Source organism: Flavitalea antarctica (assembly GCF_054461535.1).
The window spans coordinates 65,657-91,749 of record NZ_JBTLQG010000006.1; the positions used below are offsets into that span (position 1 = coordinate 65,657).

Genomic DNA, 26,093 nt, shown 5'->3' on the forward strand with positions numbered 1-26,093 from the left:
ATGATTCTTTGACTATGACATCTTCAAAGTGCCTTGGTACATGAGTTACTTCATAAGATTATAAAGGACGATTACGAATCCCTTGCGCCCGGATCCGGCGATTACCGGATCTGGCGATTATAATATGATTCACGCGCATTAACAATGAGCAATATCACAGTCACTTATATTTTAAGTCATCTGGTCTGGCTTATTCCAGGCGTAATTTTACAATTTATGATCAGACCCGTTTCGAATCAGTCTTCGATATAAGAGGTCATCGTTCAATTAAAAACATACTGAAATGGAAACATTGAAATTTTGCCAAAGTTGCACGCTGCCGATCGACGACGCTGAATTACGCGGAACTGAAAGTGACGGTTCAAAAAGTGAGTTATATTGTAAATATTGTTATCAGAACGGGAGTTTCACAGATCCCGACATGACTTTGCAGAAAATGAAGGACATCGCAACAACTGAGATGATGAAACACAATTTACCCCATGAAATTATACAAAAGTCTGTCGATATGTTACCCTTTTTAACAAGATGGGTGGCACAGGCTAATCCAAAAGCCTGAAGTATCCATCCGAAAAGTTGATATGGCTAATCCACAGGAGCATCAATTTTCTCCTGTGCTAATTCATGGTCTTCCTTTGTCGCCACCGGCTCTTCGTTATCTCCCGAATCTTTTGGACTATACTGAAGGCTCACACACATAGGAAAATGATCCGATCCACAACTGCCAAGTCTTTCTATTGAGCTTAATGTAAAATCTTTGGAGCAGAAAATGTGGTCCAGGGGAAAACGGAGGAAGAAATATTTAGCGTTGAAAGTATTGAAGAAACCCCTGCCACGCCTGGGATCCAATAGCTTGCTTACCTTATTAAAAAGCTCCGTGGTATAGCTCCATGCAACATCATTCAGATCACCCATCACAACTACCGGCAAATCACAATCCTTTGCGGTTTCGCCAACGAGCAATATCTCCTTGTCCCGTTCTGTTGATCTCGGATTTTCCTGTGGCACCGGGGGCCGGGGATGAAGGCAGTAAAGTTTCACCTTTTGACCAGACTTAAGGATAACGTTTGTTTCAATGGACGGAATATCGTCTTCCACCAGGTATTTAACGGAGCCTTCGCTCAATTCCAACCTGGAGTAGAAAAGCATCCCATAAGTATTTTCGAGGGGAACCTTGAACTGGTGAGGATAGTTCCCGCTGATTGAATCCATCTGCTCCTGCCACCATCGATTAGTTTCAACCATTAGTACAATGTCCGGATCATGGGTTGCAATCAACTGATGATAATCCTGCGCTTTCCTGTTCTCCTGGAAAACGTTAGCAATAAGTAATTTCAGATTATTTTCTCCAGGCGGATCACTTGCGTCCGCCACCTGTCGCTTTCCAAATCGTGTAAAGGGCAAAATCAGCGAAAACAGATAGATCATATTGATAACAAGCGCTCCGAGGATAATAAGATCGCGTGTGCTTAAAGGGAACAAAAGAATGGCTATGATCAGCCCAATATTTAAGGCGAGCTTTTGCAAACGGGGATAATCAAACACTCTGAAGATCCAGAAGTCATTATGCACAAGCGGAAGAAGCGTGCTCAAAATGATAAAAATGCTCGAGTAAAACAGGATGTTATCTATCAAGTTAGTTCTATAATTTAATGGTCAAAGCTCTGGAATCGTCTTGCTTCCAAAATGAATTTATGCCTTTAGTCAGGAATCCCCGGTGCAACAAATTTAATAGTTGCTATCCTTTCCTTCAAAGGCAATAAACAACGCAACTTATGAAAAATATAACTGTGAAAAGTAACCGATAATGGTTTCACCGAATTCCACCTCCGGGTTTTGTATCCCAAAAAAGGGCTACAGGTTCTTCAATGTGATTTTCCTACCACGTAGTTACCATGCTTCGCTTTGCGCTGGCAGTGAGTGAAACAAATCCTAATTTGTTAAGCTTAGCTTCCTGATTTTATACGGGCTTTTGTTTGCGAGGACCGGACGACCAGCATCGCTATGCCCATTAAAATGACGGCCAGAACTGTCAAATAGATATACCCGTCCGAACCAGAATATCCTGGTGCGGGAACACCTTGACTATCCTCCGTATACGAAGGAATGATCCAGCTAAACAAGTAAGCCTGACCTAAGGTCAACAAACAAATGGCGAAAAGCATGATGAAACTATGTTTCACGGTGAAGCGGAAAAGATCAGATTCCCTTCCCACCAGATGGCCCGCTGCAGCTGCAATAGCAATCGACTGTGGGGAGATCATCTTGCCAACGACTCCACCTGAAACATTAGCACCTACTGTTAAAACAGGATCGACCCCAATTGAAACGGCAGTCGCATACTGAAGTTTACCAAATAAGGCATTGGCTGAAGTGTCTGAACCCGTTATAAAAACACCTAACCAACCGAGGATTGGTGAAAAGAACGGGAACCAGGATCCCGTATTTGCCAAAACTTTTGCCATGGTATTTGAAATTCCGGCATTATTCAGGATAAACGAAAAACCTAACACAGAGGCAACGGTGAGAATAGGAAATCCTAACTGCTTCAACGTTGAGACAAAGATTTTCGCCCCATCTGTAAATGCAACACCTATAAGTGGCAGAGAGATAAGTGAAGACAACAATATGGCTGTCCCCGCAGCACTTAAATAATTAAACTTAAATACCTGCGGAAGCAATTTTCCATCACTTAACAAAATTACATTGTGAAGTCCCGGTATGTCGAATTGAATCTGCCCGATTGCGTTCAGGGTGCTCTTAACGGGAGGAAGCCCCCACGCAATAACCATAACGGTTAAAATAATAAAGGGCGAGAAAGCTTTTATGATCTGACCCGAAGAATGCCTTGCCTCTGTACTTTCTTCTTGTTTTGGTTCATCCCTGAATTTCCAGACATTTCCTGGTTTCCAGTATTTCAATAAAATGACCAGGGCAAGTATAGAACCTATACCGGCAAGGACATCCGGAAGCATTGGGCTCAGATAGTTGGACGCGAACCATTGCAGCACAGAAAACGAGATTCCGGACACGAGAATAGCCGGTAAAACGTCAATAGATTTTTTAAAGCCGCAGATCAGGACCACGAGATAAAAAGGAATCAGGAGAGAAAGGAATGGAAGTGTACGGCCCACCATTTGCGATATAGCCATTTCAGGGATTCCTGAAACCTGCGCCGCTACAGTTATCGGAATACCAATAGAACCAAACGCCACTGGTACTGTATTGGCAATAAGACATAAACCAGCAGCATACAGGGGATTGAAACCCAGGCCAACAAGCATTGCTGCTGTGATAGCAACGGGTGCTCCAAAACCGGCCATGCCTTCTAAAAATGATCCGAAAGAAAAAGCAATTAACAATGCCTGTAATCTCCTGTCGGACGTTATTGATGCCATGAAATGTTTAATAATCTCCAGCTGTCCGCTTTTTACCGTGATATTAAAAAGATAAACGGCAGTAATCACTATCCAGCAAATGGGGAAAAGACCATATAAAACACCATGTGCCGAAGATAATAAAGCAAGCTCCACCGGCATCCGGTATATAAAGACAGCAATCAACAAGGCACTCAGTAATGCAAGCAAGCTAGCCTTGTAGCCTTTCATTTTTTTGATGATCAATGCCCAGAAAATAAAAAGGATAGGGAGAATTGCCACCAATGCTGATACTGCGATGTTGTCAAAGGGGTCAATTACCTGAGTCCAATGCATCATAAGTCAACTTATGGAATTTTGACCGAAGATAATTGCACTCACCTCATTTTTTTTCCAATACAGATTTGTGATTTTCGTCGGCAACCTGACCGGAAACATCCTGGCAGGCCGACGGCTATATAAAGCCGGAGTGCGATTCGCCGCATGGGCCATTCTGCACTTTTTGTGTTGAGTTAATTTATTATTTTTCTTTCTGCCTCCGGTGACTTTCTACTACAACGTCATAGTTAGAGGTCGGTCATCACTTTCGGCAATAAAAAAAGGCATCCCGTAGAAACAGAACGCCGTTAACGATTGCTAGCCATAAAGGGCGAAATTAATAACCCAAAATGAAGCAGGTGTCAAGATTGCGCTTTTGTGTGAAAACTTAACATTGCACATATTATCTTATTGTTAAGTTTGTAAACAACAAATATTAGAAACCATGCCCGGGATGAAGAAGAAAACAAAAAAACAGCTACTACGTCAACACATTGCGACAACCATCGCAAAAAACCTTTTGGACCTCAGGGATACACTGGGTGAAAAAAAGTTCAATCGCAAAGTGAAGAAAGCTGCTAAGGTTTTGACCGCAGGAATGCCCAAAAAGAAAAAGGAAGATAAATATAAGGACGTTCCTCAACTTCCGTTAGTTGCGGCAAACTAGATTTATTTGCCGCAACAGATAGATTTCCTCCCCGGCTGATTACCAACCAGGATTCTGGGTTAAATTTTTATTCTTATCCAATTCGCCCTGGGGTATAGGCCATAACTTATGCTTTTCGGTGTTGTTCCTTGTCTGACCGCGGGTGGAAATTCTTTTGGCCAGGCTGGCGGAGTAGTTGGGAACATCATTAACCGTGAATGTTGGAGTTGCAGGTACGTCAGCTGGATTTCTTGCAGCTCCGACAACTGGTCCGTTCATCGCCTCCAAAACAAGATCCCAGCGACGCAGGTCGTATAATCGCAACCCTTCCCCCGCAAATTCCACGGCACGTTCTCTTCTGACGATCTGTCTGAGCTCGGCCTGGTTACCACTTACAGGAGGCTGACCGGCTCTTGCCCTCACGAGGTTGATTGCATTGGTAACAGTATTATCTATCTGGTTAAGCTCAATCTTTGCTTCAGCATATGTCAGCAGTATTTCCGCGTACCGCATCAGTATGTACCCCGTTTTCGTTTCCCACGAATATTGAGTCGAATCAACATATTTTCTCCAGCTGTACCCTACTCCACCAGACGATCCTGTAGCACCCGCAAACCACGGGCTGGTCAGATAACCGATCCAGTCTATATTATTTGCCAGTGTATCAAACTTATTGGTGTTCCAGTTCCATTTGAAACGCTGGTTAGTATGAATATTGTAGATAGTTCTTTCCTTCGGTTGTACATAAGGGAGAGAGGGTGCCTTTGCGGTGTTGTGTACCATGGTATCCCCAGGCAGATATACTGTCCAGCGTAGCCGGTTGTCCCGGTTAACAGATGGCTTCGCAGGATCATAAATGGTTGACTGGTCAATTCGTTTTCCGTCCCTGGTTTCGAATTTATCAACCAACTGCTGCGATGGAAAATGACTGCTCTGTGATGTACCTACCTGTCTTGGAATGGTGATTACTGCCAGCCAGTTCTGCGGATCAAGCACGTCCGTTGGAAACGTTTGATTGAACATAATTTCGCGACCCGCATTGGCCTGCTGACCACTGAGTACAAATAAGTCGGTATAACGCGGGTTAAGCGCATATTGATTACCATCTATGATGGCCTTTGTTGCTGTTGCTGCAGTATTATAGTCTTTGATCAGTAAAGCTATCTTAGCTTTAACACCAAGAGCAACACCTTTGTTTACCTTGCCCATTGCCTGTACAGCCTGCGTTCCCGCAGCATCGAACAATGTTACTGCCTCATCCAGATCCTTGTACAGGTCGGCTGCTATCGTGGCAACCGGTGTTCTTGTCAGCGTAAAGATATCGACCGCTTCCAAAGGCTCCCGGTAATAAGGCACGTCCCCAAATTGCGACATCAGGTGGAAATATGCCCATGCCCTAAGCACCAGCACTTCTGCCCTGATCCTGCCATATGTCTTTGGATCAACGTTGTCTTCTCCGCGAACCATACCCTGCAATTGCTGATTGGCTCTTGCAACCAGCTTATACTCCTGGTCCCAGGCTACTACCGTTATTCCGTTCGAAACCAGGAATGGCCCTGCATTACCCAGTGCAATCTGGTCTTCTGCGTTACCTGTTCTCCTGATGGCAAGGTCCGTTGTAGATTCGATGCTATACATCAACGGAACGTTATTCGCCACTGCCCAAAACGCACTGGCATAAACACCGGTTAATCCCAGGTCCATTTCTGCCTCATTGGTCAGAAAGGTGGATGCAGCTGATGCATCAAGAGGTTTCCGATCCAGGAACTTCTTACAGCCGTATAACAGGGTGACAGCGGCAAGCAGCGATATAGAAAGTATCTTTTTCATTGTTATTCGGTTATGGGTGCTAGTTAAAAGTTGATATTCAATCCTGCAGTAAACGTTTTCATTAACGGATAGAATTCCGCATTCTGCGTGTTGATCTCCGGATCAAATCCATCGAAGCTGTCTGTAACAGTGAAGATGTTCGACGCACTTACAAAAATTCTTGCGGAAGTGATCTTCGCTTTAGCCAACAACTTTTCCGGAATACGATATCCAAGGTTCACGTTCTTTATACGGAAATAGGAAGCACTGCGGATCCATAGTGTGGAAGCCACGTAATTGTTTCCGCCCGATCCGGCAGGCAAAAGACGCGGGAAGGTGGCATTAGGATTGGTGGGGGACCAGTAATCCTTATGTATTTCCAACAACGAAGCTGCAAAATCAGTACTGGAAAAAGGTACTGCTCCCGTTCCGGTAAGATAATTATCTCTTCTGCCGACACCCTGTCCGAAGACGTTCAGATCAAAATTTTTGTATGTCAGGTTGATGTTGATACTGTATTCATATCGCGGGAACGCGTTGCCGATAAACGTACGGTCGAAGGCATCGATGATGCCATCAGGTTTACCCGCAGGACCGCTGATATCCGCATATCTCACATCACCAGGTTTGGGTCCTACCCCTGCGTTTGTTGAATTGAAAGGTGTTCCAAACTGCACAGGGGAACTTTTTATTTGATTCGTATCCTGGAAATAACCAAGTGCCTGGTATCCGAAATAAGAATTAAATGCCTGTCCTTCCTGTGTACGGAGAAATCCTCCATCAAGGAACTGGTTACCGGCAAGGCTCGTAACCGTGTTCACAACATCGGAAAGCATGCCTGTTACATCAATACCGAAATCTTTGAATTTCTTCCTGTAATTCAGGGAAAATTCCCAGCCTTTGTTTTCCATCTTACCTGCATTGATCAGTGGATTAGTGGCGCCACCGGCATAGGTAGGAAGCGGTTGACGTAAAATCATATCGGTAAGGCTTCTTACATAATAATCCGCAGTAAAAGTGAAATTCTTTGCGATACCGAGGTCTACACCGATATTCCATTGATTCGATTTTTCCCACTCGATCTGCTTGTTTGGAAATTCAAGGATCGCGTATCCAAGGGTGGTTATGTTATTGAAGTATGCATTCGTACCGTTGTTTGGATTATTGTAAGGCGACTGTCCATAAAAGGCATCAAAGGGATAAAATGAATTGAAATTCTGGTTTCCTAGAGTACCTAAAGAGCCTCTTAGTTTACCAAAATTTATAATACCCCGGGCCCCTTCAAAAAAGTCTTCCTGTGAAAATATCCATCCCGCAGAAGCAGATGGAAAGAAACCCCATTGTTTATCCAGCTCTTGTGAAAAGCGGGAAGAGCCATCATATCGTCCGTTCAGTTCGAGAAAATACTTTTCATCGTAGTTGTAATTTAACCTTCCAAAGAAGCCGGCTAAAGCAAGTTCACTTGCGCTTGCATTATTATCCCTTGCACCTGAACCAAGATTAAGATATGGCTGATCAGGGTTGATGAAACCCGTTCTTGATGCGCTGAACATTGAATTGGTGAATAGTTCAGATTGTCCCCCGGCCAGCGCCTTTAAATAATGCTTGCCGACCTTCGCGCTATATGTTGCCTGGGCAAGATAGGTCTTGTAAATATTTTTGGCGGATGATTCACCAAGTGAAGTGCTGCCCGGCCAAACACCGATTTTATCATAACCCTGGGTGGCAACATTTGGTTGATAAATATCTACGTTGCGAACAAAGGTCTTTGCTGTTGGCGTTCTTGATTCCCTTGCCCAATATGCTTCTATCTCAAGATTTTTTATTGGACGATAGCTGAAGCCGGCCCTGGTGAGAAAGGTATTATCTTCTCTTTCAGATGTTCCGGCAGCCTCAGCCATAGCAAGCGGATTGCGGTTATTGGTTTGTCCCGCAGTTCCATACATACCCTCACCATATTTTCCACCACCAACTGCCGGCAATCCTATAGCCTGGCGAATGATAAATTCGGGTGAACCCGTTGATGGATTTATGGTAGTACTGTTGTTATAACTTAACACACCACTTACAGTAAGTTTATCAGAGATCTTAAAATCAGGGTTGAACCTGACATCATACTTCTCATAACTGTTGTTTTGTATCAGCCCTTGTTGCTTCAGATAACTCACAGAAGTGAACACATTAACCCTTTCACCACCTGAGATCAGCTGTACGTTGTGGTTTTGAAGGAGTCCATTGTTCGTGAGCAAAAGATCCAGCCAGTCCGTATCGATCACATCAAGGTTGTTGGGAGCTGTTGTTTTGTACTTGTCGATAAGAGACTGTGCATACAACACCGCGTTTGGATTCCCGGTGCGGTTCCTTTCGGCGACGTTGCTGAGTTCCATATGCTCAATCGCTGAAGTGCGTTCCGGGATAGCTGTTGCAACCTGCTTTGAAACAAATGCATTGTAGCTCACTTTGAGTCCGGGTGAAGTTGCTCTTTTTGTACGTACGAGTATTACACCGTTTGAAGCACGTGAACCATATATCGCGGTAGAAGCTGCATCTTTTAAAACGTTGATACTTTCGATGGCATTAGGATCGATATTGTCAAGCGTTGAAACAACACCGTCTACAAGTACCAGTGGGTCCGAGCCAGCTGTGATACTGCTGATTCCACGGATGCGTATAGTAGCGCCATCTGCTCCGGGCCGCCCACTCTGCTGCTGAACCGTTACGCCCGGCGCAAGTCCCTGCAACAGATTGCTGGTACTTGCCACCTGCCGTTTGGTGAGTGCATCATTTTTGATGGTCACCACAGCGCCCGTTATCGCGGCCCTTCGCTGTGTGCCATATCCGACAACTACCACATCAGCCAGTTCAGCGTTAACCGATGTAAGTGGGATGACCATACTTGTTAGTGAAGCAGTGAACTCGCGTGTAACAAAACCCACACTTGAAATGACAAGTGTTTCGCCTGCTGTTGCGCGGATGCTGAATTCACCCGCGGTGTTTGTAGCCACGCCGTTTGACCCGCCTTTCGAAATCACCGATGCGCCGGGAACCGGGTCTCCTGCCGCATTGGTTACTTTACCGGTTAGCTGTTGTTGGGCAAAAGCTGAATAGCAGGTGGTACACAGCATGAGTAAAAAAATGAGCTTTCTCATAAAAGACAGTTGTTAATTTGGAAGTGATTTTCTACGCTTTATTATGGTTTTTCTTAATTGCAACTCTTAAATAATGGTCGATCGTATTTCCCTGCGGCCTGGTGTCGGACGGCAATACGATTTCACCTGGCCCTAACCTGGAGAAGAATTGGTTTTCTCCAAAGTTGTCCACACCTGGTACAAGGCTCTTGGCATATGAAAGCAACCTTTCCATTTACCACCTTTTGCAGATAGTAATACTTCTCCCCTTCGGTTTAGATAGCCAAACCATTCTCCATGTTCATTATCCCTGAAGTGGTTCCAGGTATACTGATGCACTTTCTCAAACCATTCGCGACACCGCTCATTACCAGTCAGGTCATATCCTTTCGCCAGGGCAACCAGGGTTTCCATATGTACCCACCAAAGCTTCTGATCCCATTCCAGCTGTTGCGGTGGATGCCCCTGTATGTCGCGGAAATAAAATATGCCTTCATGAACAGGATCCCATCCATATTCAAGTGTGTGCAGCATGATATCGCAGGCACGATCGATCAATTGTTTGTCGCCAATCCTCTTCCCCAGATCCATGATAAACCACATCGCTTCAATGGCATGTCCGGGATTAACCAGCCGGCCTTCAAACGAATCGCAGAAGCTGCCGTCCTCGTAAACATTCTCCAGTATCAGTCCGAAATCCGGCTGATAAAAAACATCCATAACCTCGCTGACAATGCCCGGGATGAATTCGTTAACTTTTTCCGAACCCAACAAATGTTCGAGCTCTATGGAGAGGTTGCAAAGGATCATGGGCAGACTAAAACTCTTCAACGACCTGGTACCCGGATAAGATTTATCGTAAACACCTTTCCAGTTTTTCTGCCTGTCGAGAATATTCTGGAAAGTTTGTAGCGCGATATCTTTATAGCGTTCCTCGGGAACAGCCTTGTGTAACGAAGCAAAAGCCATGGTGGCAAAACAGTCACTAAAAATATTATATGGCTGAACCAGGGGTTTTCCTTCTGCAGTGAGCGAGAAATACCAGTTGCCTTTTTCATCCCTGCCGTGTTTTTCCATGAACTCCGCTCCGTGCAGCGCCATTTCCAGCCAAGCCGGATTTTTTTCTACATGATTGTACATATAGCTGAAACACCAGACTTCCCTCCCCTGCAGCCACATAAACTTGTCGGTGTCGTAGACCGAGCCATCCCGCTCCAGGCAGGTGAAATAACCGCCATTTATATCATCCCGGCTGTATCTCATCCAAAAGGGAAGAATATTATTTAATAACTCCTGCCTGTAACTTTCCGCATAGGAATGCAAGCCAGTATTGGGTTTCAGCGTTTTGCCAGGTATCCGGGAAGGTGTGATCATATTAAATAACTGTAAGAAGTATTTAGCAATCTTACAATTTTTTAACAAATAATAAAAACTTTGTTAAAAAATTTAATTAGTTTTCTGCCATAATTCGCGTATTTAGCAGCCTGATCTAATCACAACACTATGCGGCAATCTTTCCTGGAGGTTTTCTCCGACGGTGATTCTTCCGGTGTAGCCTTTAAGAATAAGAATCTGAAGAGAGCTATCATCGCATACCTGGACAGCGTTACAAATGCTACAGTGGCGGATCTGAGCAAGGAACTGAATATCAGCACCCCAAAAACGATCACCTTGCTGAACGAGCTGATCAATGATGAGCTCATCAAAGACTATGGCAAAGTTGATTCGACCGGCGGGAGAAGAGCCAGTATGTACGGCCTGGCTTCTGAGGCCGGCTTTTTTATCGGTGTAGATGTAAAAAAATACACGATTAATATCGGCCTTCTGGATTTCAAAAAGAACCTTGTGTCTATCAAAGAAGATGTGCCTTATAAACTTGAAAACACGCAGCAGGCTTTTGAACTGTTGATAGTGCTCATAGAAGATTTTATCAGTCATCTTTCAATTGCCCGCGAAAAGATCTGGGGAATAGGTATCAACCTTTCGGGCCGAGTCAACACTGAAGGGGGCTATAGCTACAGCTATTTTCACTTCCACGAAGAACCACTCGCGGCGACACTTAAGCAGCGGTTAGGCATACACGTTGTACTGGAAAACGATTCGCGTGCCATGGCTTATGGTGAGTTTTGTTTTGGTGAGGTGAGTGACGAAAAAAATGTCCTGTTCATAAATCTGGATTATGGGGTTGGTATGGGCATTATGATCGAAGGAAAAATTTACTACGGAAAATCAGGCTTTAGCGGGGAGTTCGGGCATATCCCTTTTTTCAACAATGAGATCTTATGTCATTGCGGAAAAAAAGGATGTCTTGAAACAGAGGCCTCCGGCAGCGCCCTCGTAAGATTGTTTAAGGAAAAGATCCGGGAGGGATCTTCCTCACAGCTTGCAAAAATGTATGGAACACCGGAGGACATAAAACTGGTTGATATCATTCATGCGGCTAATAATGATGACATGCTTTCGATCGAACTGATCGCCCAATTGGGTGAACGGCTCGGGAAAGGGCTCGCGGTATTGATAAATATCTTCAACCCCGAACTCGTGATTATAGGGGGAACGCTGGCCCAGACAGGGGATCTTATCAGGTTGCCAATTAAAAGCGCGCTCAATAAGTACTCTTTGGGGCTTGTGAACAACGATACCAAACTGAGGATGTCGAAGCTGGGAGAAAAAGCCGGTGTGATGGGAGGCTGTCTTACCGCCAGGAATAACATGTTCCTTAGCCGGACTATTTAGCAATAACTGTTTCAGGGCCGGGTCGTTCCGGCTATTTAATAAATCAATGATAAGATGGCAATCGTTTCGACTGTTAGTGCACCGGAGGCTGAATTAAGTGAAAATCCCGTTAAGAGCTATATGCCTGCGCTTTTCTCGCTGGCAGTGCTGTACTTTATGATGGGTTTCATCACATGCCTCAATGACACACTTGTACCGTTTTTTAAAACCGGGTTTACGTTAAGTTATTCGCAATCTTCGCTAGTACAGTTTTATTTCTTTCTTACCTATGGAGTCATGTCTATCCCCGCTGGCAAGGTGGTTGAAAAAATCGGATTTAAAAATGGAATGGTGATGGGATTTTCTATCGCAGCATTTGGTGCGTTGTTGTTCTACCCTGCTTCGGTATGGCACCAGTATTTTTTGTTCCTGGCTGCATTGTTTATTCTGGCGATCGGCATCGTATTGCTGCAGGTTGCAGCCAATCCATACATCACGATACTGGGCCCGGCAAAGACCGCATCTTCGCGCCTGACGTTAATCCAGGGAGTCGGGTCGATCGGAACCACGGTCGCACCTATATTCGGCGCCTACTTTATTTTATCGCCACTCCGCGACACGGGGGCAGGAAGTGAAGCGGTACGATATCCCTATATCGGGATCGCAGTGCTGTTGATCATCATAGCACTGGCAGTTTCAAAGATGTCTTTACCCGTTATAAAGCTGGCACCGGCATCCCCTGCGGCGAAGGCAAAATCGAAGAGCGTCTTTTCATTCAGAAATCTGAATTACGGAGCTATTGGCATCTTCATGTATGTTGGTGCAGAGGTTTCCATCGGCACCTTTCTGACCAATTATATTTCAGACAATATTGGAATAACTGAGAAAAGCGCTAACCAGTATGTGTCGTTTTACTGGGGATCCATGCTGGTAGGAAGATTGGCAGGCTCATATATTCTTCAACGGGTAAAAGCCCCGAAGGTGTTGAGCTTTTGCGCGGTTATGGCAATCTCGATGATACTGATTTCTGTGTTCAGCGAAGGCTATATAGCGGTGTGGACAATGATCCTTGTTGGCTTGTTTAATTCGGTAATGTTTGCTACTATATTTTCCTTGTCTGTAACTGGGTTGGGAGAACACACCACCAAAGCATCCGGCATCCTTTCAACCGCTATTGCAGGGGGCGCAATAATTTCTTATTCACAGGGCCTGATAAAAGACAGCTTTCCATGGGAAGTAGCTTTTATGGTTCCTCTTATCTGTTACGTATACATCCTGTTTTATGGTTTGAATGGATATAAAAGTCTCAAGCCAACAAAGTCATTCAACTAATGAATAGAAAGAAATTTTTCGAGATAATTGGAATTGGCACCGGCGCAACACTGACAAGTTTCCGTGGAGACGACCACAATAGTGAGCACACCTGGGCAAATCATTCACAAACAACTCCCGGCCTGGCCGAAGCCGGAGCGTATAAAAATGAAATTGCAGTTGATCTGGTCATAGCGGGCGGCGGCGTTGGAGGATGTGCCGCAGCACTGTCAGCGCTGAAGAACAATTTGTCTGTGGTGATGACAGAAGAATCCGATTGGATCGGTGGTCAGCTCACCCAACAGGGCGTACCTCCGGATGAACATCCGTGGATCGAGACACATGGAGCCACGGCGCTCTATCGTAAGTTCCGTACCAGGGTGAGAGGCTATTATAAGCAACACTATCTTCTTACTGATGCTGCTGCGCAAAGAGAATTCTTCAATCCCGGTAATGCTGTAGTGTCTGAACTTAGCCATGAACCGCGCGTAGCACTGGCAGTGTTATATGAACTGCTGGCTCCATACATCAGCAATGGAAAGCTAACATTGTTGCTTAATCATAAAATCAGTTCAGCTGAGGTAACGGGCAATAAAGTTAAAGCACTAAAAGCCGTTGATACCGAAAGCAAAAAAGAAGTGTTCCTTGTTGCGCCGTATTTTGTTGATGCTACGGAATTAGGTGACTTGCTGCCCTTAACCGGAACAGAATTCGTGACCGGTACGGAATCAAAATCGGTGACAGGTGAATTGCATGCTCCTGATACTGCGGACCCGGAAAACGTACAGGCATTCACGGTATGTTTTGCAATGGACTACATACCGGGCGCTGAACACATCATCGAAAAACCAACAGATTATAAATATTGGAGCAGTTTCATTCCTCCTATGAAACCTGCATGGCCAGGCAAACAATTGCAGCTGATGTATCCAAAGCCTGCTACCCTTGTTCCTACGCCATTGGGTTTTCATCCCGAAGGATTGAAAACGGGCAATTCTTTAAATCTCTGGAACTATCGTCGTATAATCAGCAAAGACAATTTTCAGCCCGGCACATATGCCGGAGATATCTGTTCTGTTAACTGGCCACAAAATGATTATTTGTCCGGCAACCTCATTGGTGCAAGTGAAAAGGATTTCAAATATCATGTAGACCGGGCAAAGCAATTAAGCCTGTCCCTTCTCTACTGGTTACAAACTGAAGCGCCACGTCCCGACGGCGCTCTTGGCTGGAAGGGATTACGGCTTCGTAAGGATATCATGGGAACAAGAGATGGTCTGGCCAAATACCCATACATCCGCGAGGCCCGCAGAATACAGGCACTGTTCACAGTAAAAGAAGAACATGTAGGCAAGGCGAACCGCGAGCTTGTACACGGAAAAAAAGCAGCTGAAAGAAGTGAGGAATTTTATGATAGTGTTGGCGTGGGTAGTTATCATATCGATCTGCATCCCAGCACAAGAGGTAACAACTACATCGACTTTTCTTCCCTGCCGTTTGAGATACCGCTTGGGGCCCTGATCCCGAAACGTATGGACAATCTTCTTCCCGCTAATAAAAATATTGGCACAACCCATATCACCAACGGATGTTATCGCCTGCATCCCGTAGAATGGAACATTGGTGAAACTGTCGGGTTGCTGACAGCTCATGCTATTAAGAATAAAGTCACTCCCCGCGCCATAAGAGAGAATCAAAACAATCTGGAAGATTTTCAAAAATTCATTCAACAACAAGGTGTGGAAATCAGATGGCCGAAATAAGCGGATAACACAGCACCCAGTCACAAACAACAATCGATACAACTCAACAATAATGTACAAGCTCAGGAGATCCAGGTTAACGATACGTCTATCTTGTTTTGTAACCCTATTAATGCTTTCCCTGTCCGTGATCGGACAATCTAAGCCGGGCGGGAAAGTCAGAATTTTATTTGTGCCATTGGATGACAGACCCCCATGTTACCAGTTTACCGAGAAGATGGCATTGATCGGAGACGTGGAACTTGTTACTGCGCCAAAAGAGCTTGTTGGCAGGTTTACTGTACCAGGTGAGTCGGACAAGATCATCGACTGGATGAACAGGCAGGATATGAAAAATTTTGATGCTGCTATCATTGCATTGGATATGCTTGCTTATGGTGGTCTTGTGGCATCTCGCGTCTATAACGTTAATGCTGATGTGGCTCTTAAACGTATGGAACACCTTGGCAAGTTGCGCAGCAGGTTTCCAAAGTTGAAGATCTATGCGCAGAGCGTGATTATGCGACTCGCGCCAACTGCAGACGGAAAAAATGAGTCATACCGGGCTGATCTTGCAAAATGGGCAGAGGTATCCGTACAATCTGATTCTTTATCCAAACGACAAACAAAAGAATCAGAAGCAAAGATTCCAACCGATGGCCTCGCACAGTATAAAGCAGCAAGAAATCGTAATTTAAAAGTGAATCTTCAGGCCATAAAGTTTGTAAAAAGCGGTGTGATCGACTACCTCATCTTATCGCAGGACGATGCCAAGCCAGTCGGCATCCATGTTGCCGATCGACTGAAACTACAGGCTGAGACCAAACGTTATGGACTGGGCAATAAAGTCGCTGTTCAGCCAGGGGCGGACGAAGTGTCGATGTTATTATTAGGCAGGGCGCTCAACAAACACTATAACCTTACACCAACAATAAAGGCTGTCTACTCATCGGATATAGCAGCGAAAACGGTAATGCCATTTGAAGACAAGCCACTGCAGGAAACGGTAAGCTATCATATTGAGGCGACCGGATCCCGGGAGATTAAAAACGAAAACGAAGCAGATCTTTTGTTTTATGTTTTTGCTTCCAGGAGAGATGCAGGCAGAGCACAGACCTTTGCGAAAGAAATTGCTGATAAGGTGCGCGCCGGAAAAAAACTTATTGTAGCTGACATAGATCCTGTAGGCGATGTGCAGGGTGGAGATTCAACATTTACAAGAGCACTGCTTGAGATGAGGGTATTCCCGGAGCTCAACAGCTATTCGTCGTGGAACACCGCAGCGAATACAATCGGCACTACGTTGCCACAAGGCGTTGTGTTTTATGTTGCGGAAAAGAAATTATTTGTCAACGAGGCAGCAGCGGCACGGATCTGGACAGCACAAAACTGGTTTACTTTTCACCGTGTGTTAGATGACTATTATTTTCATGGTTTGAATCGGTTGCTTGTAAACAAACACTTCGACCAGAACAAACTTAGTTCTAAGATTTTGAGTGATGCAGAAAATAAAACCGTTGAGAACTATGGAACTTCATTGATGCTTCAGTCGTTCAATAACCTTTCTGACATGTACGCAAACAAAATAAAGAACAGCCGCCAAAAAAAGGTATCATGCCAGGCCCCTTCTGATATGAAGTTCACGCTGCCCTGGAACAGGACCTTCGAGGCTGAAATAGATTTTAAACTCAATTGTATTTTAGGGCAATAGTCTTCATTTAATTGTTACCAGGGATACTCACTGCAAAAAAACATAATTATTCCGGTTCGATGATATTGTCATCGAGTCTTAAGTCGATCATCAGGTAATTGGGGTCGATACCGCCGCGGTCAGGCTTACGCGGAACTGTAACTTTGATTGTCTGCTCGCCCGACAGCACGCGATGCTTCTGCAGGTAAAGTGGCTTCGATAAATCCCTGCCTTCCTCATATAAGCCGACCTCAAGCCAATCATTCATCGGTACTTCTTTTTCGTTACCGACACGGTCGATTACCAACTTTTGAGCCTCCACTTTCATCGTTACTTCCCAGCTGCCCGCCCTGGTCAGGGTCACAGCCAGTTGCTTCGTTTTCAGTCGCCAGTAAGTGTTCTCTTTAAAAAGGTCATTCAAAAGATAAGTCAATGAGTCAGGGGTAACTTTTTGTAACTCATCATAAAGATCAATCGTGGTGGGGAACGGTAACGATCCTGAATCGCGTTTGCCCAGCAGAGTCCTTAGTGCAGCATTTACGTTTTCAGTCCCAATGTATTTACTCAAAGCATACATGGCCAGCCCACCCTTCCGGTAATACAAAAAGTCTTCATCTGCCTGCAATAACGAAGCTGTTGCCAACGAGCGAGGCATTTCATAGGAGGCATGCAGATAGTTTACGTATTTGCGCAAATGCGCATCTCCATAGTTTTTTTCCAGGACCTTCATGCCGGAATATACCGCCAGGCCCTCGATCAGTACACCAGCTCCTTCAACGTATGCAGGTGATAAGCGGGCAACTCCCCACCATTGGTGCGCCATTTCATGAGCCAGTATATAGTAAGGAAGGTCAAAGCCGTTCGGACCCTCATCCGGGTTCAGGACAGCATACTGCTCTCCGTAATAAATGATGCCCGCATCTGCGGTTGCACCACCACCCGGACCGGCGCGCTCTGCTACCGTTATTTGCGAATACGGGTAACGGCCAAACTGTTCCGTGTAATAAGCCAGCGAAGCCTTAACGCTATTGAGGATACGACTTATGTTTTGTTGATGATCGGGATGAAAATAAATGCTGATCGCAACATCATTCCATTTGCTTTGAGCAACTGCATAGTTCGCTGATAAGATGGAATACTCACCGCCGATTGGACCATCCGTTTTATAATGAAAATAACGCCGGTCACCTGTTATCCAGGTTTGGTAGAGATTACCGGGAGCGATGGCAACTTCGTCTTTTACAGTGCTAACGATCACTTCAAGGGTTGTCTGATCGGGACTGAGCGACTTCAAACGCGCCTTAGGATCATACAGAGAAGGTATCGCAGGGCGCGACGCAAGCTTATTCTTTTTTCTAAGTGTTGCATCTTTTAGTTCCCTGTATGGTTGATAGCCGATGGCCGGCAACAGGTCGTAATTAGTAAAGTAGGTGCCATTTTTTACCACGAGTAGCTCTGAGCCGCTGTTACGAAAACCCTCCGGTTTGTAACTTATGCCAAATTGCATTTGTAATGAATCTCCTGGTCGCAGGGGTTCCTTCAATGCGTAGATAAAATGACTGAGGTGCTTGTCCATCCGCACTGCCGTTGCTGGTCGACTGAATATTATTCTGCCCCCGGTTATTCCCGACACATTTCCGATATGAATGGAGTCTATTGTTACCGTATGCTTATTCACCAGTGTATATGCTGCCTGGATTTTTACTTGCTGATGGTCGGGGAAAATGTCTACCTGCAGTTTTGTTTGAACCAGCTGCGGTTGAAGAGAGTTGCTATACGCTCCGTAGCCACGTTCGTATTCTGCTTTTAATCTGACGATATCCGAACTGTCCTGGTACTCATTCCGCACATTTGTATTATAGTAGATGAAACTTCCCGTAACAACAAGAAACGCTGTACCAATAATTGCTACCCTTTTTGTAGGACCTGCCATACCCCGTTTTGCTGACTGAAGCCGATCTTGCAGGCTTTGAGCCCTTCCCCTCGGCCAAAGCAACCTCGCAGCAACCCCAAGCAGCAAGGCCCAGGCTATCCAGTATAATTTGAACCACAACCATGGGCCTGGTGTTGACCCAAAGCCACGCATGTCCGTATATGACCATCCGGGGTCCGATCCAAAAATGAGCATATGGTGCTCCACCTTAAATGTGGATGCAAAGGCAATGAAGATGAAGATCAATAACAACACCAGGTAGCTGATATACTTTTGATTGACCACTACATGAACCACGAGTGCCAGCAACGCAAAAAGGAGGTAGTCTATCAGCTGCAGTCCGAAAAGTGCCTCCAGGTAGAGTAAGAGGTCCACATCATAATACTTCACGCTTAACTGCATTCCAATTCCTGCTGCCATCAATATCGCAATCCACGCCACGATGATGAATCCTATTCCCATAAACTTCCCCGCAACGAGTGCCCATTCAGGTACCGGTGCAGCGTCAGCAATCTCTCTTAGTCCACTCTCCCTTTCGCGCCACATAAGCTCGCCGGCGAAGTACATGATGAGTAGCGGTATAACGACCCACGGGCTTCCGGGGTTACCTACATCAGGGGTGAGGTATGTTAATACCTGCTGCGTAGTCGGGAACAGCGGAATGCCAAACTGGGTCATGAGGCTTTGACCGAACACAACGGACACTATAGCAATAATACTGACCAGGGTAAATCCCGCTCGGTGCCTGGCTATCTGCCTGAACGATGTCCGCGCAATGTAAAGTGCCTGTTTGAGAGAAGTCGCAAAACCAAAATTTCGTCGAACTTCCGGAACTGAGATTGCGGATGCTCTTATGCTGTTTGCTTCAGCCGGAGGATTGCTATTTATTATTGGCCTTCGCCTAAACCGGCCCCACCAACGCTTCGTTTCAGCAAAATTGAAGCGTATGTAGGTGAACAGCAGTGAACCGACAGCAACACAAAGCCACAAGACACGGTTCCAAAGAAACATTCCTTCAAGCTTAACCAACCTTGTATTTTTATCCATTGGCGTCCAGGTCGCCATTTCATTGCCTACAATGCCCGCAACCCCGACAGGATCCAGCAACTTCACCAGTTCCCAGTTACCGAAGAGCTTCGCCATGCCCATTGCGATGATCTGGGCAACAATAGCCAATAGCAGGCTTGCCATATAACTTGTCATCACCTGGCGGCTGAGCGCGGCCATGCTGAATTGGATGGCAGTTGCAATAAATGCATTAGGTAATGCGATAAGGAAGTAAACATTGAGATATGCGGACGGCCTAAACGGCCCAAACTCATCCTCGTTCATACCTGGCAGGTAGAAGGAAAGCAGTATGCCCAGCGGCAAAGAAAGCACCAGTAGAGCATTGATCGCAATAGCTGCCAGGAAACGTCCACCCAGGTACTCAACCTTCGAAACGGGCATGGTGTATGTCAGCGGATGCATACGCGTTCTTATATCCCTCGCTGCCGCATCGCCGGCTATAGCGGCCCCCATCATCAACCAGATAAAACCGCCTATAACAGTCATAGCTGTGATGTGGAAAGTATTGTTAACATATACTCCATCCCCCGGTGTGATGAGGAAGTCCATCACGATGGTGAATGTGAGAAGTACCGCCAGGTATAGCCAGGTTGAGAGCTGTTGTACCAGGTAGCTGAATTCGAAGCGAAAAGTAGTTATGAGCTTCATATTGCCTCCCCCGGTTTATGGCTTCCGATATGAGCCCCCATCGTGCTGAAATATACATCCTCAAGGTCAGGAGACGCCGCTTCAAAGCTGTTACCGGGATCTTCTTCACTGTACACATGTACCACCGTTCTCCCGCTCAGTAATTTGGTAGATATTACCTTATGCTCCTGCTCAAGCTTTGGCAAGACACCTTTTTCAACAATACGCCGCCAGATCTTTCCCTGCAATTGCTCAACTGCTTTCAGCGGCTCAGCTTCATACAGTATCCTGCCTTTGTTGATGATGGCCATGCGGGTACAAAGCTCACTCACATCCTCGACAATATGAGTGGACAGGATCACTACACTAATTTCACCCAGTTCGCTCAACAAATTGAGAAAACGTACCCGTTCTGCGGGATCAAGACCAGCAGTAGGCTCGTCCACGATCATCAGCTTCGGATTGCCCAATAATGCCACGGCCACCCCAAAACGCTGTTTCATTCCTCCCGAAAAACCGCCAAGTTTTTGCTTCCGCTTCTCCCAGAGATTGGTTTGTTTCAATAGGGACCTCACTACTTCTTTCCGGGACGCGCGGTTGGTAATGCCTTTCAGCACAGCGAAGTAATCTAACAGATCTTCCGCCGATGATTTCGGATAAACACCAAACTCCTGGGGAAGATAGCCAAGGGTCTGCCGCACCTCTTCCTTACGGTTCAGTACATCAATGTCACCAAGAAAGATCTGCCCGTCATCCGGTTCCTGCAAGGTAGCGAGCGTTCGCATCAGCGTCGATTTGCCAGCACCATTCGGCCCCAGTAACCCATACATCCCGGAGGGAATGTTTAGTGATATATTATCCAATGCCTGGACCCCATTAGCATAAGTTTTAGAGACATTGCGAATCGACAGGCCAGAAATCTGTTTTTCCATGTTATCTTATTTATCCCGGTTCAGGTTTTAAAATCAGGAATGAAGTGCTCTATTTAGTTCCCTTCCTGCATTTCATTGCAAAACAATACTTAACCAAATGCAAAGCGAAAAGCGATATGTTAGTGCGGTGAAGTAATCGACCAGATGGTGTTTTGCATCCGTGAGGACGCCCGCAGGCTACATCCGAACTTTCGTAGACCGGAAGAGGGTCTTTGGTCGAGCGGGCTGTGAGTATATGGCAGGAAAAAATACCTTTGACCCATGAATCGCATTAAAAGACTGTTCAGGCTGATCCATATCACTCTCTGGATACTGTTTAGCCTGTTGGCAGCCCTTCAACTGAGCCAGGATACTTCTCACTGGCCTACCCTCACTTTTGGATTGCTCCTGTCAGTGTTGTATGTTTTTTACAGCCATTTTTTTCTCCTGACACGATTCTCCGGTAAGAAAAAAAGAGGTGCTTACTTTCTTAGGCTCGCAGGTATAATCCTGACCGGACCTGTTCCCTACCTGCTTTTTCACTACCGCAAACTGGATACGCTTGACCTTTTCTCTGAGTATTATATGATCAGCATTTTCTCCTTTGTGCTCCCTTTTATTTTCCTGGGTTGGCTGGCCCGTGTCACCGAGAACCTGGTGATCAATACATTTAAAAAAGAGCAACTTGAAAAACAGGCGGTAGAAGCAGAATTGTATTATCTGAAATCGCAGATCAACCCGCACTTTCTTTTCAACACCCTTAATAATATTCACACGCTGGTTTACAAACAGGTACCGGCTGCGCCCGACGCAGTTATGCAGCTGGCCTCGCTGATGCGCTATATGATCTATGAGTCAAACGCGCCGACGGTACCGCTCACAAGAGAGATGGAGTATCTGAAGGATTATGTTAGTCTGCAGCAACTCCGTTATAAGCAGAGCCCGGTGGTGGATCTCAGGATCGAAGGGACAATAGACAACTGTTACATCGCCCCGCTGCTGTTCATCCATCTTATAGAAAATGCGTACAAACACAGCCCTGCGCGGCTCAGCCCCGGGGAGCTGAAGGTGAGGGTGAAGGTTACGGAAGATACGCTTATCTTCAGCGTACAGAACCCCGTGGGTAATAACCCGGCAAATAGCCTTGATGACCAGGGCGGTATTGGCTTGCCAAATGTGAAGAAAAGGCTGGCCCTGCTCTACCCTGGTCAGCACATACTCGAAATTGATCATCAGGGCGAAACATTTGCTGTCGTTCTTAAAATTCAAGGTTTTCAATCACAGCTGCATGAAAGAAAAGCTCACCTGCTACATAATTGACGATGAGCCGTTGGCACAGGAAATACTGGAAGACTATATAGGCAAGGTGTCATTCATGGAGCTGAAAGGCACTTTCATGAGCCCCCTGGAAGCAGCAGCGTCCCTGAAGGAAGAAAAACCTGATCTTCTTTTCCTGGATATCAATATGCCAGACCTGGATGGATTGAGTTTTATTCCCATGCTGAATCCCAGGCCCATGATCGTACTTACCACGGCATATGATCAGTATGCCCTGAAGGCATTTGAACTGGAGGTGAAAGATTACCTGTTGAAGCCTTTTTCATTTGAACGATTCTATAAAAGTGTCCTGCGCCTTTACCAGGAACAAAGCCTCAGAGTAATTCCAGAAAAACAAGACGTAAAACCGGAACCGAAAAGTGGTCAGGAATACATTTTTCTGAAAGTGGGACACCGGATTCAGAAAGTAGCTACCGGTGATATTTTATTTGTAGAGGGCATGAAAGATTATCTCCGGATTCATACCGCTGAAGAAAAAATTATGACGTTGTTGAATTTCGCCAAACTGGAAGAGTTACTGCCTTCCCGGGATTTTGCCCGGGTGCACCGCTCCTTTCTCGTGGCGATTGATAAGATTGACCATATAGAAAAAAACAGGATCTTTGTTGCAGACCAGGTTATCCCAATCAGTGATACCTATGCGAACTCCTTTTATAGCAAGCTCAAATACTTTCAGTGATCATGTTACTGAAATATTAGCCACCGGTACTTAAACCTATTCGCTGGTAATTAATGGAAGCATTGTTGAAACACGTAAAATGATCCTCAGGAAATAAAGTCGCAGGTTTAAGTTTTGGTTCATGCCTTTCCCGAACAATGACTACTGTCAAAAACATATCTGACAGTAGTCATTTTTTTGCAGCAACGGATCATCTTGCTTTGTTAATTGTTGAAAAAAACGGCTGGGCGATGGTGTTTTACCTGCGTATGCAGCATTTGATGAGAACTGCTGGAAAGAAGCGTACCGCGATGAATCTAATTATGCATAAACTACTTTTATGACAAACCTAAACCACACTGATAAGCAAGCTGAACCTGGAACGCAAAAAAAAGAGGAGAGGCCAAAATTGCCGGTTGATGAAACAGGCGAGCCAATCTTTATCCAGGATGATCCTGACATCATACCCCCTCCCGAGGATGAATTAGAGACAACCCCCCCTTACGAGCCGCCGCCTCCTGCAGAAGGACCCTAACCAAATGTTCTGGTGTCAAAAAAACACATCACCGGGTAAGTGCTGCTATAATAATTTATCCAATGTGATGGGCAATGATCTGACACGTATTCCTGTAGCATTGAACACTGCATTTGCTATTGCCGGAGCCACTCCTACAAGGGCTATTTCACCCAGGCCTTTTGTGCCCATCGGATTGGTGTATGGATCTTTCTTGTTAACAAACAAAACATCAACAGGTGGAATGTCTGCATTAACCGGTACATGATAGTCGGCCAGGTTATTATTAATGGCCCGTCCCGAGCGATGATCAAATACCAGGTCCTCCATCAATGCCATACCAATACCACCTACCGCACCACCCATCATTTGGCTGGCCGCCGTCTTGGGACTAACAATGGCTCCCGCGTCAGCGCATGACACTACATGGTCTATCCTGATTCTGCCGGTTGGCATATGCACGCTGAGTTTTACAAAATGTACAGAAAAAGAATACATAGAGTAAGGCTGTTGTTGTCCCTTTGATTCTTTAGTCAGTTCGACATTCAATACATTATTTTGTTTGAAGAGATCACTATATGATAGCCTGATAGCGTTATTTGTCTTAAGGGAGATCCCGGTTTCTGAGAACTGCAGGTCCTCTGGTTTTACTTCATGAACAGTTGTTGTATGAAATGGCGAACCTTCTTTACTGGCAAGAACCGCAATTTGTTTCTTTAATTCAATACATGTTTCCTGCACCGCCGCTCCAACGGTAGCAGTAACTGTTGAACCACCCTGCATCGGTCCCGGTGGCAAGTTGGTACTGCCCATTTCGACTTTAATTTTACCGGGAGGCAGTCCCAGTTCATTAGAGGCAACCGTCGTCATCATCGTTGCTGTACCAGGCCCCATATCATTTACCGAACATTGTAACAACAGCCTCCCGTCAGGGTTTAATCTTGCTTTTATGGTAGCCGACCCCCGGAAAGCACCGAAAGCGCCTGTGCCCATACCATAGCCGGTCAACCAGTCGCCATCCTGCAAGGATTTCGGTTGGAATTTTCTGTTTGCCCATCCAATTTTTTCCGCTCCCATCTGGTAGCACTCTTTTACATGTTTACTAGACCAGGGCAGGTTGCGCTCAGGATCGTTGTCTGAGTGGTTCCGGATTCGGAATTCTATCGGGTCAAGGTTCAAAACAAAAGCCAACTCGTCCATTGCAGATTCTAACGCAAATGAGCCGGTAGCCTCTCCGGGTCCACGCATCCAGATAGGGGTGCAGGTGTTTAAAGGAACAAGCCGGTAACGCGTAGTAACATTTGGGCAGGCATACAGGAAGCGTGATATGTTTACGGTGGCCTCAGTGAATTCTTCGTAGGAAGATGTTTCGGCGGTTGCTTCATGAGTAAGACCAACAAGTTTACCGTCCTGCGTTGCGCCCAAGCCGATTTTTTGCACCGTCTCGGGGCGATGACCAACGTTGGTAAACATTTGTTCGCGATGCAACACCAGTTTCAGTGGCCGTTTAACATGCTGCGCACCCATTATGCAGGCAATTTCATAAGGCCAGGTACGCAGGGCCATACCAAAAGCCCCACCAAGATGTTCGGCATTCACGGTGATGTTGTCCTGGGGCATCTTAAATGCATCAGCAATGGATCGCTGCGTGGCCTCAACACCTTGCGTTTTTGTGTACACGGTCACTTTGTCTGCCTCCTGCCAGTGCGCGATGATACTTCCTGGTTCCATCGGGTTGTGTACTTCTATGGGATGATAATACTCCTGCTCTACTTTTACGGGTGCATTTTTATAGGCATCTGCTTCTCCTCTTTTGTAATCTTCGAACCGTGGTCCCGTCGGAATTTTTGCTTTGGCAAGATTCGCCTTCAGATCGGTCTGATGCGTTCCCTTTTCATAAGTTGCCTTAACCAGCTTAGCCGCGTACAACACACGCTCGTAGGTATCTGCTATCACTAACGCAACAGGCTGATCATAGTAGAAAATTTCATTGTTGTAAAAAATGCGCAATGGTTGTCCTGCGGTAGGTGGCTTGGCAGGATCTTTCCCTGTTTCATATCCTGGCAGCTTAGGTGCATTGAGGTGCGTGATCACGGCCAGCACTCCGGGAGCGCGTTCTGCCGCCCTGGTATCTATTGATGTTACTTTGCCTTTTGCAACAGTGCTTCCCACCAAAAAACCAAAGGCCATGTTTTGCACTTTATATTCAGCTGCATATGTTGCCGTACCCGTTACCTTCGCTTTGCCATCCACACGATCGATGGGAATGTTGTTTTTTCCTTCAAAAAAGTTCTTACCCATAAAAGTC

General features: G+C 45.7%; 17 protein-coding genes. 9 read left to right on the forward strand and 8 right to left on the reverse strand.

Annotation, left to right across the window (positions count from 1 at the left end; translation table 11 throughout):
* Window positions 1-283 precede the first annotated feature (283 nt).
* Window positions 284-559, forward strand: coding sequence for a zinc ribbon domain-containing protein (locus tag ACX0G7_RS08235; protein ID WP_458922968.1), 276 nt, complete (start codon window positions 284-286; stop codon window positions 557-559).
* 26 nt (window positions 560-585) lie between these two features.
* On the opposite strand, the gene ACX0G7_RS08240 is transcribed toward ACX0G7_RS08235, so the two are convergent.
* Both ACX0G7_RS08240 and ACX0G7_RS08245 read right to left on the reverse strand, forming a co-directional pair.
* On the reverse strand, window positions 586-1,635 hold the full coding sequence (locus ACX0G7_RS08240; protein ID WP_458922969.1) for an endonuclease/exonuclease/phosphatase family protein: 1,050 nt from the start codon (window positions 1,633-1,635) through the stop codon (window positions 586-588).
* Between the two features lie 311 nt (window positions 1,636-1,946).
* Window positions 1,947-3,716, reverse strand: a complete 1,770-nt coding sequence (locus ACX0G7_RS08245; RefSeq protein WP_458922970.1) for an L-lactate permease — start codon at window positions 3,714-3,716, stop codon at window positions 1,947-1,949.
* Window positions 3,717-4,149: 433 nt separating this feature from the next.
* Here ACX0G7_RS08245 and ACX0G7_RS08250 point away from each other — a divergent pair, with 433 nt between their 5' ends.
* A complete protein-coding gene (locus tag ACX0G7_RS08250) occupies window positions 4,150-4,362 on the forward strand; it encodes a hypothetical protein (protein ID WP_458922971.1) in 213 nt (70 codons plus the stop codon).
* A 39-nt stretch (window positions 4,363-4,401) separates the two neighbouring features.
* On the opposite strand, the gene ACX0G7_RS08255 is transcribed toward ACX0G7_RS08250, so the two are convergent.
* The 3 genes from ACX0G7_RS08255 to ACX0G7_RS08265 form a co-directional block, all read right to left on the reverse strand.
* Window positions 4,402-6,171 (reverse strand): RagB/SusD family nutrient uptake outer membrane protein, encoded by a 1,770-nt coding sequence (locus ACX0G7_RS08255; protein WP_458922972.1) that lies wholly within the window; start codon window positions 6,169-6,171, stop codon window positions 4,402-4,404.
* 23 nt (window positions 6,172-6,194) lie between these two features.
* Window positions 6,195-9,299 carry a SusC/RagA family TonB-linked outer membrane protein gene (locus ACX0G7_RS08260; protein ID WP_458922973.1) on the reverse strand — a complete coding sequence of 1,035 codons (3,105 nt, stop codon included), beginning with the start codon at window positions 9,297-9,299 and terminating at the stop codon, window positions 6,195-6,197.
* Between the two features lie 132 nt (window positions 9,300-9,431).
* A complete protein-coding gene (locus ACX0G7_RS08265) occupies window positions 9,432-10,652 on the reverse strand; it encodes a n-acyl-d-glucosamine 2-epimerase (RefSeq protein ID WP_458922974.1) in 1,221 nt (406 codons plus the stop codon).
* Window positions 10,653-10,781: 129 nt separating this feature from the next.
* Between ACX0G7_RS08265 and ACX0G7_RS08270 the strand changes: the two genes are divergently transcribed.
* From ACX0G7_RS08270 to ACX0G7_RS08285, 4 genes are all read left to right on the forward strand, one after another.
* The gene (locus ACX0G7_RS08270) at window positions 10,782-12,014 is read left to right on the forward strand and encodes an ROK family protein (protein ID WP_458922975.1); all 1,233 of its coding nucleotides are present in this window, start codon (window positions 10,782-10,784) and stop codon (window positions 12,012-12,014) included.
* A 54-nt stretch (window positions 12,015-12,068) separates the two neighbouring features.
* Window positions 12,069-13,325 carry a sugar MFS transporter gene (locus ACX0G7_RS08275; protein ID WP_458922976.1) on the forward strand — a complete coding sequence of 419 codons (1,257 nt, stop codon included), beginning with the start codon at window positions 12,069-12,071 and terminating at the stop codon, window positions 13,323-13,325.
* Window positions 13,325-15,067, forward strand: a complete 1,743-nt coding sequence (locus ACX0G7_RS08280; protein WP_458922977.1) for an FAD-dependent oxidoreductase — start codon at window positions 13,325-13,327, stop codon at window positions 15,065-15,067. Before ACX0G7_RS08275 ends, ACX0G7_RS08280 begins: the two co-directional genes overlap by 1 nt.
* 112 nt (window positions 15,068-15,179) lie before the next feature.
* Window positions 15,180-16,757 carry a DUF4127 family protein gene (locus ACX0G7_RS08285; RefSeq protein WP_458922978.1) on the forward strand — a complete coding sequence of 526 codons (1,578 nt, stop codon included), beginning with the start codon at window positions 15,180-15,182 and terminating at the stop codon, window positions 16,755-16,757.
* 46 nt (window positions 16,758-16,803) lie between these two features.
* Here the strand turns inward: ACX0G7_RS08285 and ACX0G7_RS08290 are convergent, their stop codons facing one another.
* On the reverse strand, window positions 16,804-20,385 hold the full coding sequence (locus tag ACX0G7_RS08290; protein ID WP_458922979.1) for an ABC transporter permease/M1 family aminopeptidase: 3,582 nt from the start codon (window positions 20,383-20,385) through the stop codon (window positions 16,804-16,806).
* Window positions 20,382-21,296: an ABC transporter ATP-binding protein gene (locus ACX0G7_RS08295; protein ID WP_458922980.1), complete on the reverse strand. Its 915-nt coding sequence runs from the start codon at window positions 21,294-21,296 to the stop codon at window positions 20,382-20,384. Before ACX0G7_RS08295 ends, ACX0G7_RS08290 begins: the two co-directional genes overlap by 4 nt.
* A gap of 261 nt (window positions 21,297-21,557) precedes the next feature.
* On the opposite strand from ACX0G7_RS08295, the gene ACX0G7_RS08300 reads away from it, so the two are divergent.
* From ACX0G7_RS08300 to ACX0G7_RS08310, 3 genes are all read left to right on the forward strand, one after another.
* Window positions 21,558-22,595 carry a sensor histidine kinase gene (locus ACX0G7_RS08300; protein WP_458922981.1) on the forward strand — a complete coding sequence of 346 codons (1,038 nt, stop codon included), beginning with the start codon at window positions 21,558-21,560 and terminating at the stop codon, window positions 22,593-22,595.
* Window positions 22,564-23,292, forward strand: a complete 729-nt coding sequence (locus ACX0G7_RS08305) for a LytR/AlgR family response regulator transcription factor (protein WP_458922982.1) — start codon at window positions 22,564-22,566, stop codon at window positions 23,290-23,292. Before ACX0G7_RS08300 ends, ACX0G7_RS08305 begins: the two co-directional genes overlap by 32 nt.
* Window positions 23,293-23,611: 319 nt before the next feature.
* Window positions 23,612-23,806, forward strand: a complete 195-nt coding sequence (locus ACX0G7_RS08310) for a hypothetical protein (RefSeq protein ID WP_458922983.1) — start codon at window positions 23,612-23,614, stop codon at window positions 23,804-23,806.
* Window positions 23,807-23,851: 45 nt separating this feature from the next.
* On the opposite strand, the gene ACX0G7_RS08315 is transcribed toward ACX0G7_RS08310, so the two are convergent.
* Window positions 23,852-26,086 carry a xanthine dehydrogenase family protein molybdopterin-binding subunit gene (locus tag ACX0G7_RS08315; RefSeq protein WP_458922984.1) on the reverse strand — a complete coding sequence of 745 codons (2,235 nt, stop codon included), beginning with the start codon at window positions 26,084-26,086 and terminating at the stop codon, window positions 23,852-23,854.
* Between the last annotated feature and the right edge of the window lie 7 nt (window positions 26,087-26,093).

What these genes read in the sequence shown, in the direction of transcription:
- ACX0G7_RS08235 (WP_458922968.1), top strand. Translation starts at nt 284, where the DNA reads ATGGAAACATTGAAATTTTGCCAAAGTTGCACGCTGCCGATCGACGAC.
- ACX0G7_RS08245 (WP_458922970.1), bottom strand. Translation starts at nt 3,716, where the DNA reads ATGATGCATTGGACTCAGGTAATTGACCCCTTTGACAACATCGCAGTA.
- ACX0G7_RS08250 (WP_458922971.1), top strand. Translation starts at nt 4,150, where the DNA reads ATGAAGAAGAAAACAAAAAAACAGCTACTACGTCAACACATTGCGACA.
- ACX0G7_RS08255 (WP_458922972.1), bottom strand. Translation starts at nt 6,171, where the DNA reads ATGAAAAAGATACTTTCTATATCGCTGCTTGCCGCTGTCACCCTGTTA.
- ACX0G7_RS08260 (WP_458922973.1), bottom strand. Translation starts at nt 9,299, where the DNA reads ATGAGAAAGCTCATTTTTTTACTCATGCTGTGTACCACCTGCTATTCA.
- ACX0G7_RS08265 (WP_458922974.1), bottom strand. Translation starts at nt 10,652, where the DNA reads ATGATCACACCTTCCCGGATACCTGGCAAAACGCTGAAACCCAATACT.
- ACX0G7_RS08270 (WP_458922975.1), top strand. Translation starts at nt 10,782, where the DNA reads ATGCGGCAATCTTTCCTGGAGGTTTTCTCCGACGGTGATTCTTCCGGT.
- ACX0G7_RS08275 (WP_458922976.1), top strand. Translation starts at nt 12,069, where the DNA reads ATGGCAATCGTTTCGACTGTTAGTGCACCGGAGGCTGAATTAAGTGAA.
- ACX0G7_RS08280 (WP_458922977.1), top strand. Translation starts at nt 13,325, where the DNA reads ATGAATAGAAAGAAATTTTTCGAGATAATTGGAATTGGCACCGGCGCA.
- ACX0G7_RS08285 (WP_458922978.1), top strand. Translation starts at nt 15,180, where the DNA reads ATGCTTTCCCTGTCCGTGATCGGACAATCTAAGCCGGGCGGGAAAGTC.
- ACX0G7_RS08290 (WP_458922979.1), bottom strand. Translation starts at nt 20,385, where the DNA reads ATGAAGCTCATAACTACTTTTCGCTTCGAATTCAGCTACCTGGTACAA.
- ACX0G7_RS08295 (WP_458922980.1), bottom strand. Translation starts at nt 21,296, where the DNA reads ATGGAAAAACAGATTTCTGGCCTGTCGATTCGCAATGTCTCTAAAACT.
- ACX0G7_RS08300 (WP_458922981.1), top strand. Translation starts at nt 21,558, where the DNA reads ATGAATCGCATTAAAAGACTGTTCAGGCTGATCCATATCACTCTCTGG.
- ACX0G7_RS08305 (WP_458922982.1), top strand. Translation starts at nt 22,564, where the DNA reads ATGAAAGAAAAGCTCACCTGCTACATAATTGACGATGAGCCGTTGGCA.
- ACX0G7_RS08310 (WP_458922983.1), top strand. Translation starts at nt 23,612, where the DNA reads ATGACAAACCTAAACCACACTGATAAGCAAGCTGAACCTGGAACGCAA.
- ACX0G7_RS08315 (WP_458922984.1), bottom strand. Translation starts at nt 26,086, where the DNA reads ATGGGTAAGAACTTTTTTGAAGGAAAAAACAACATTCCCATCGATCGT.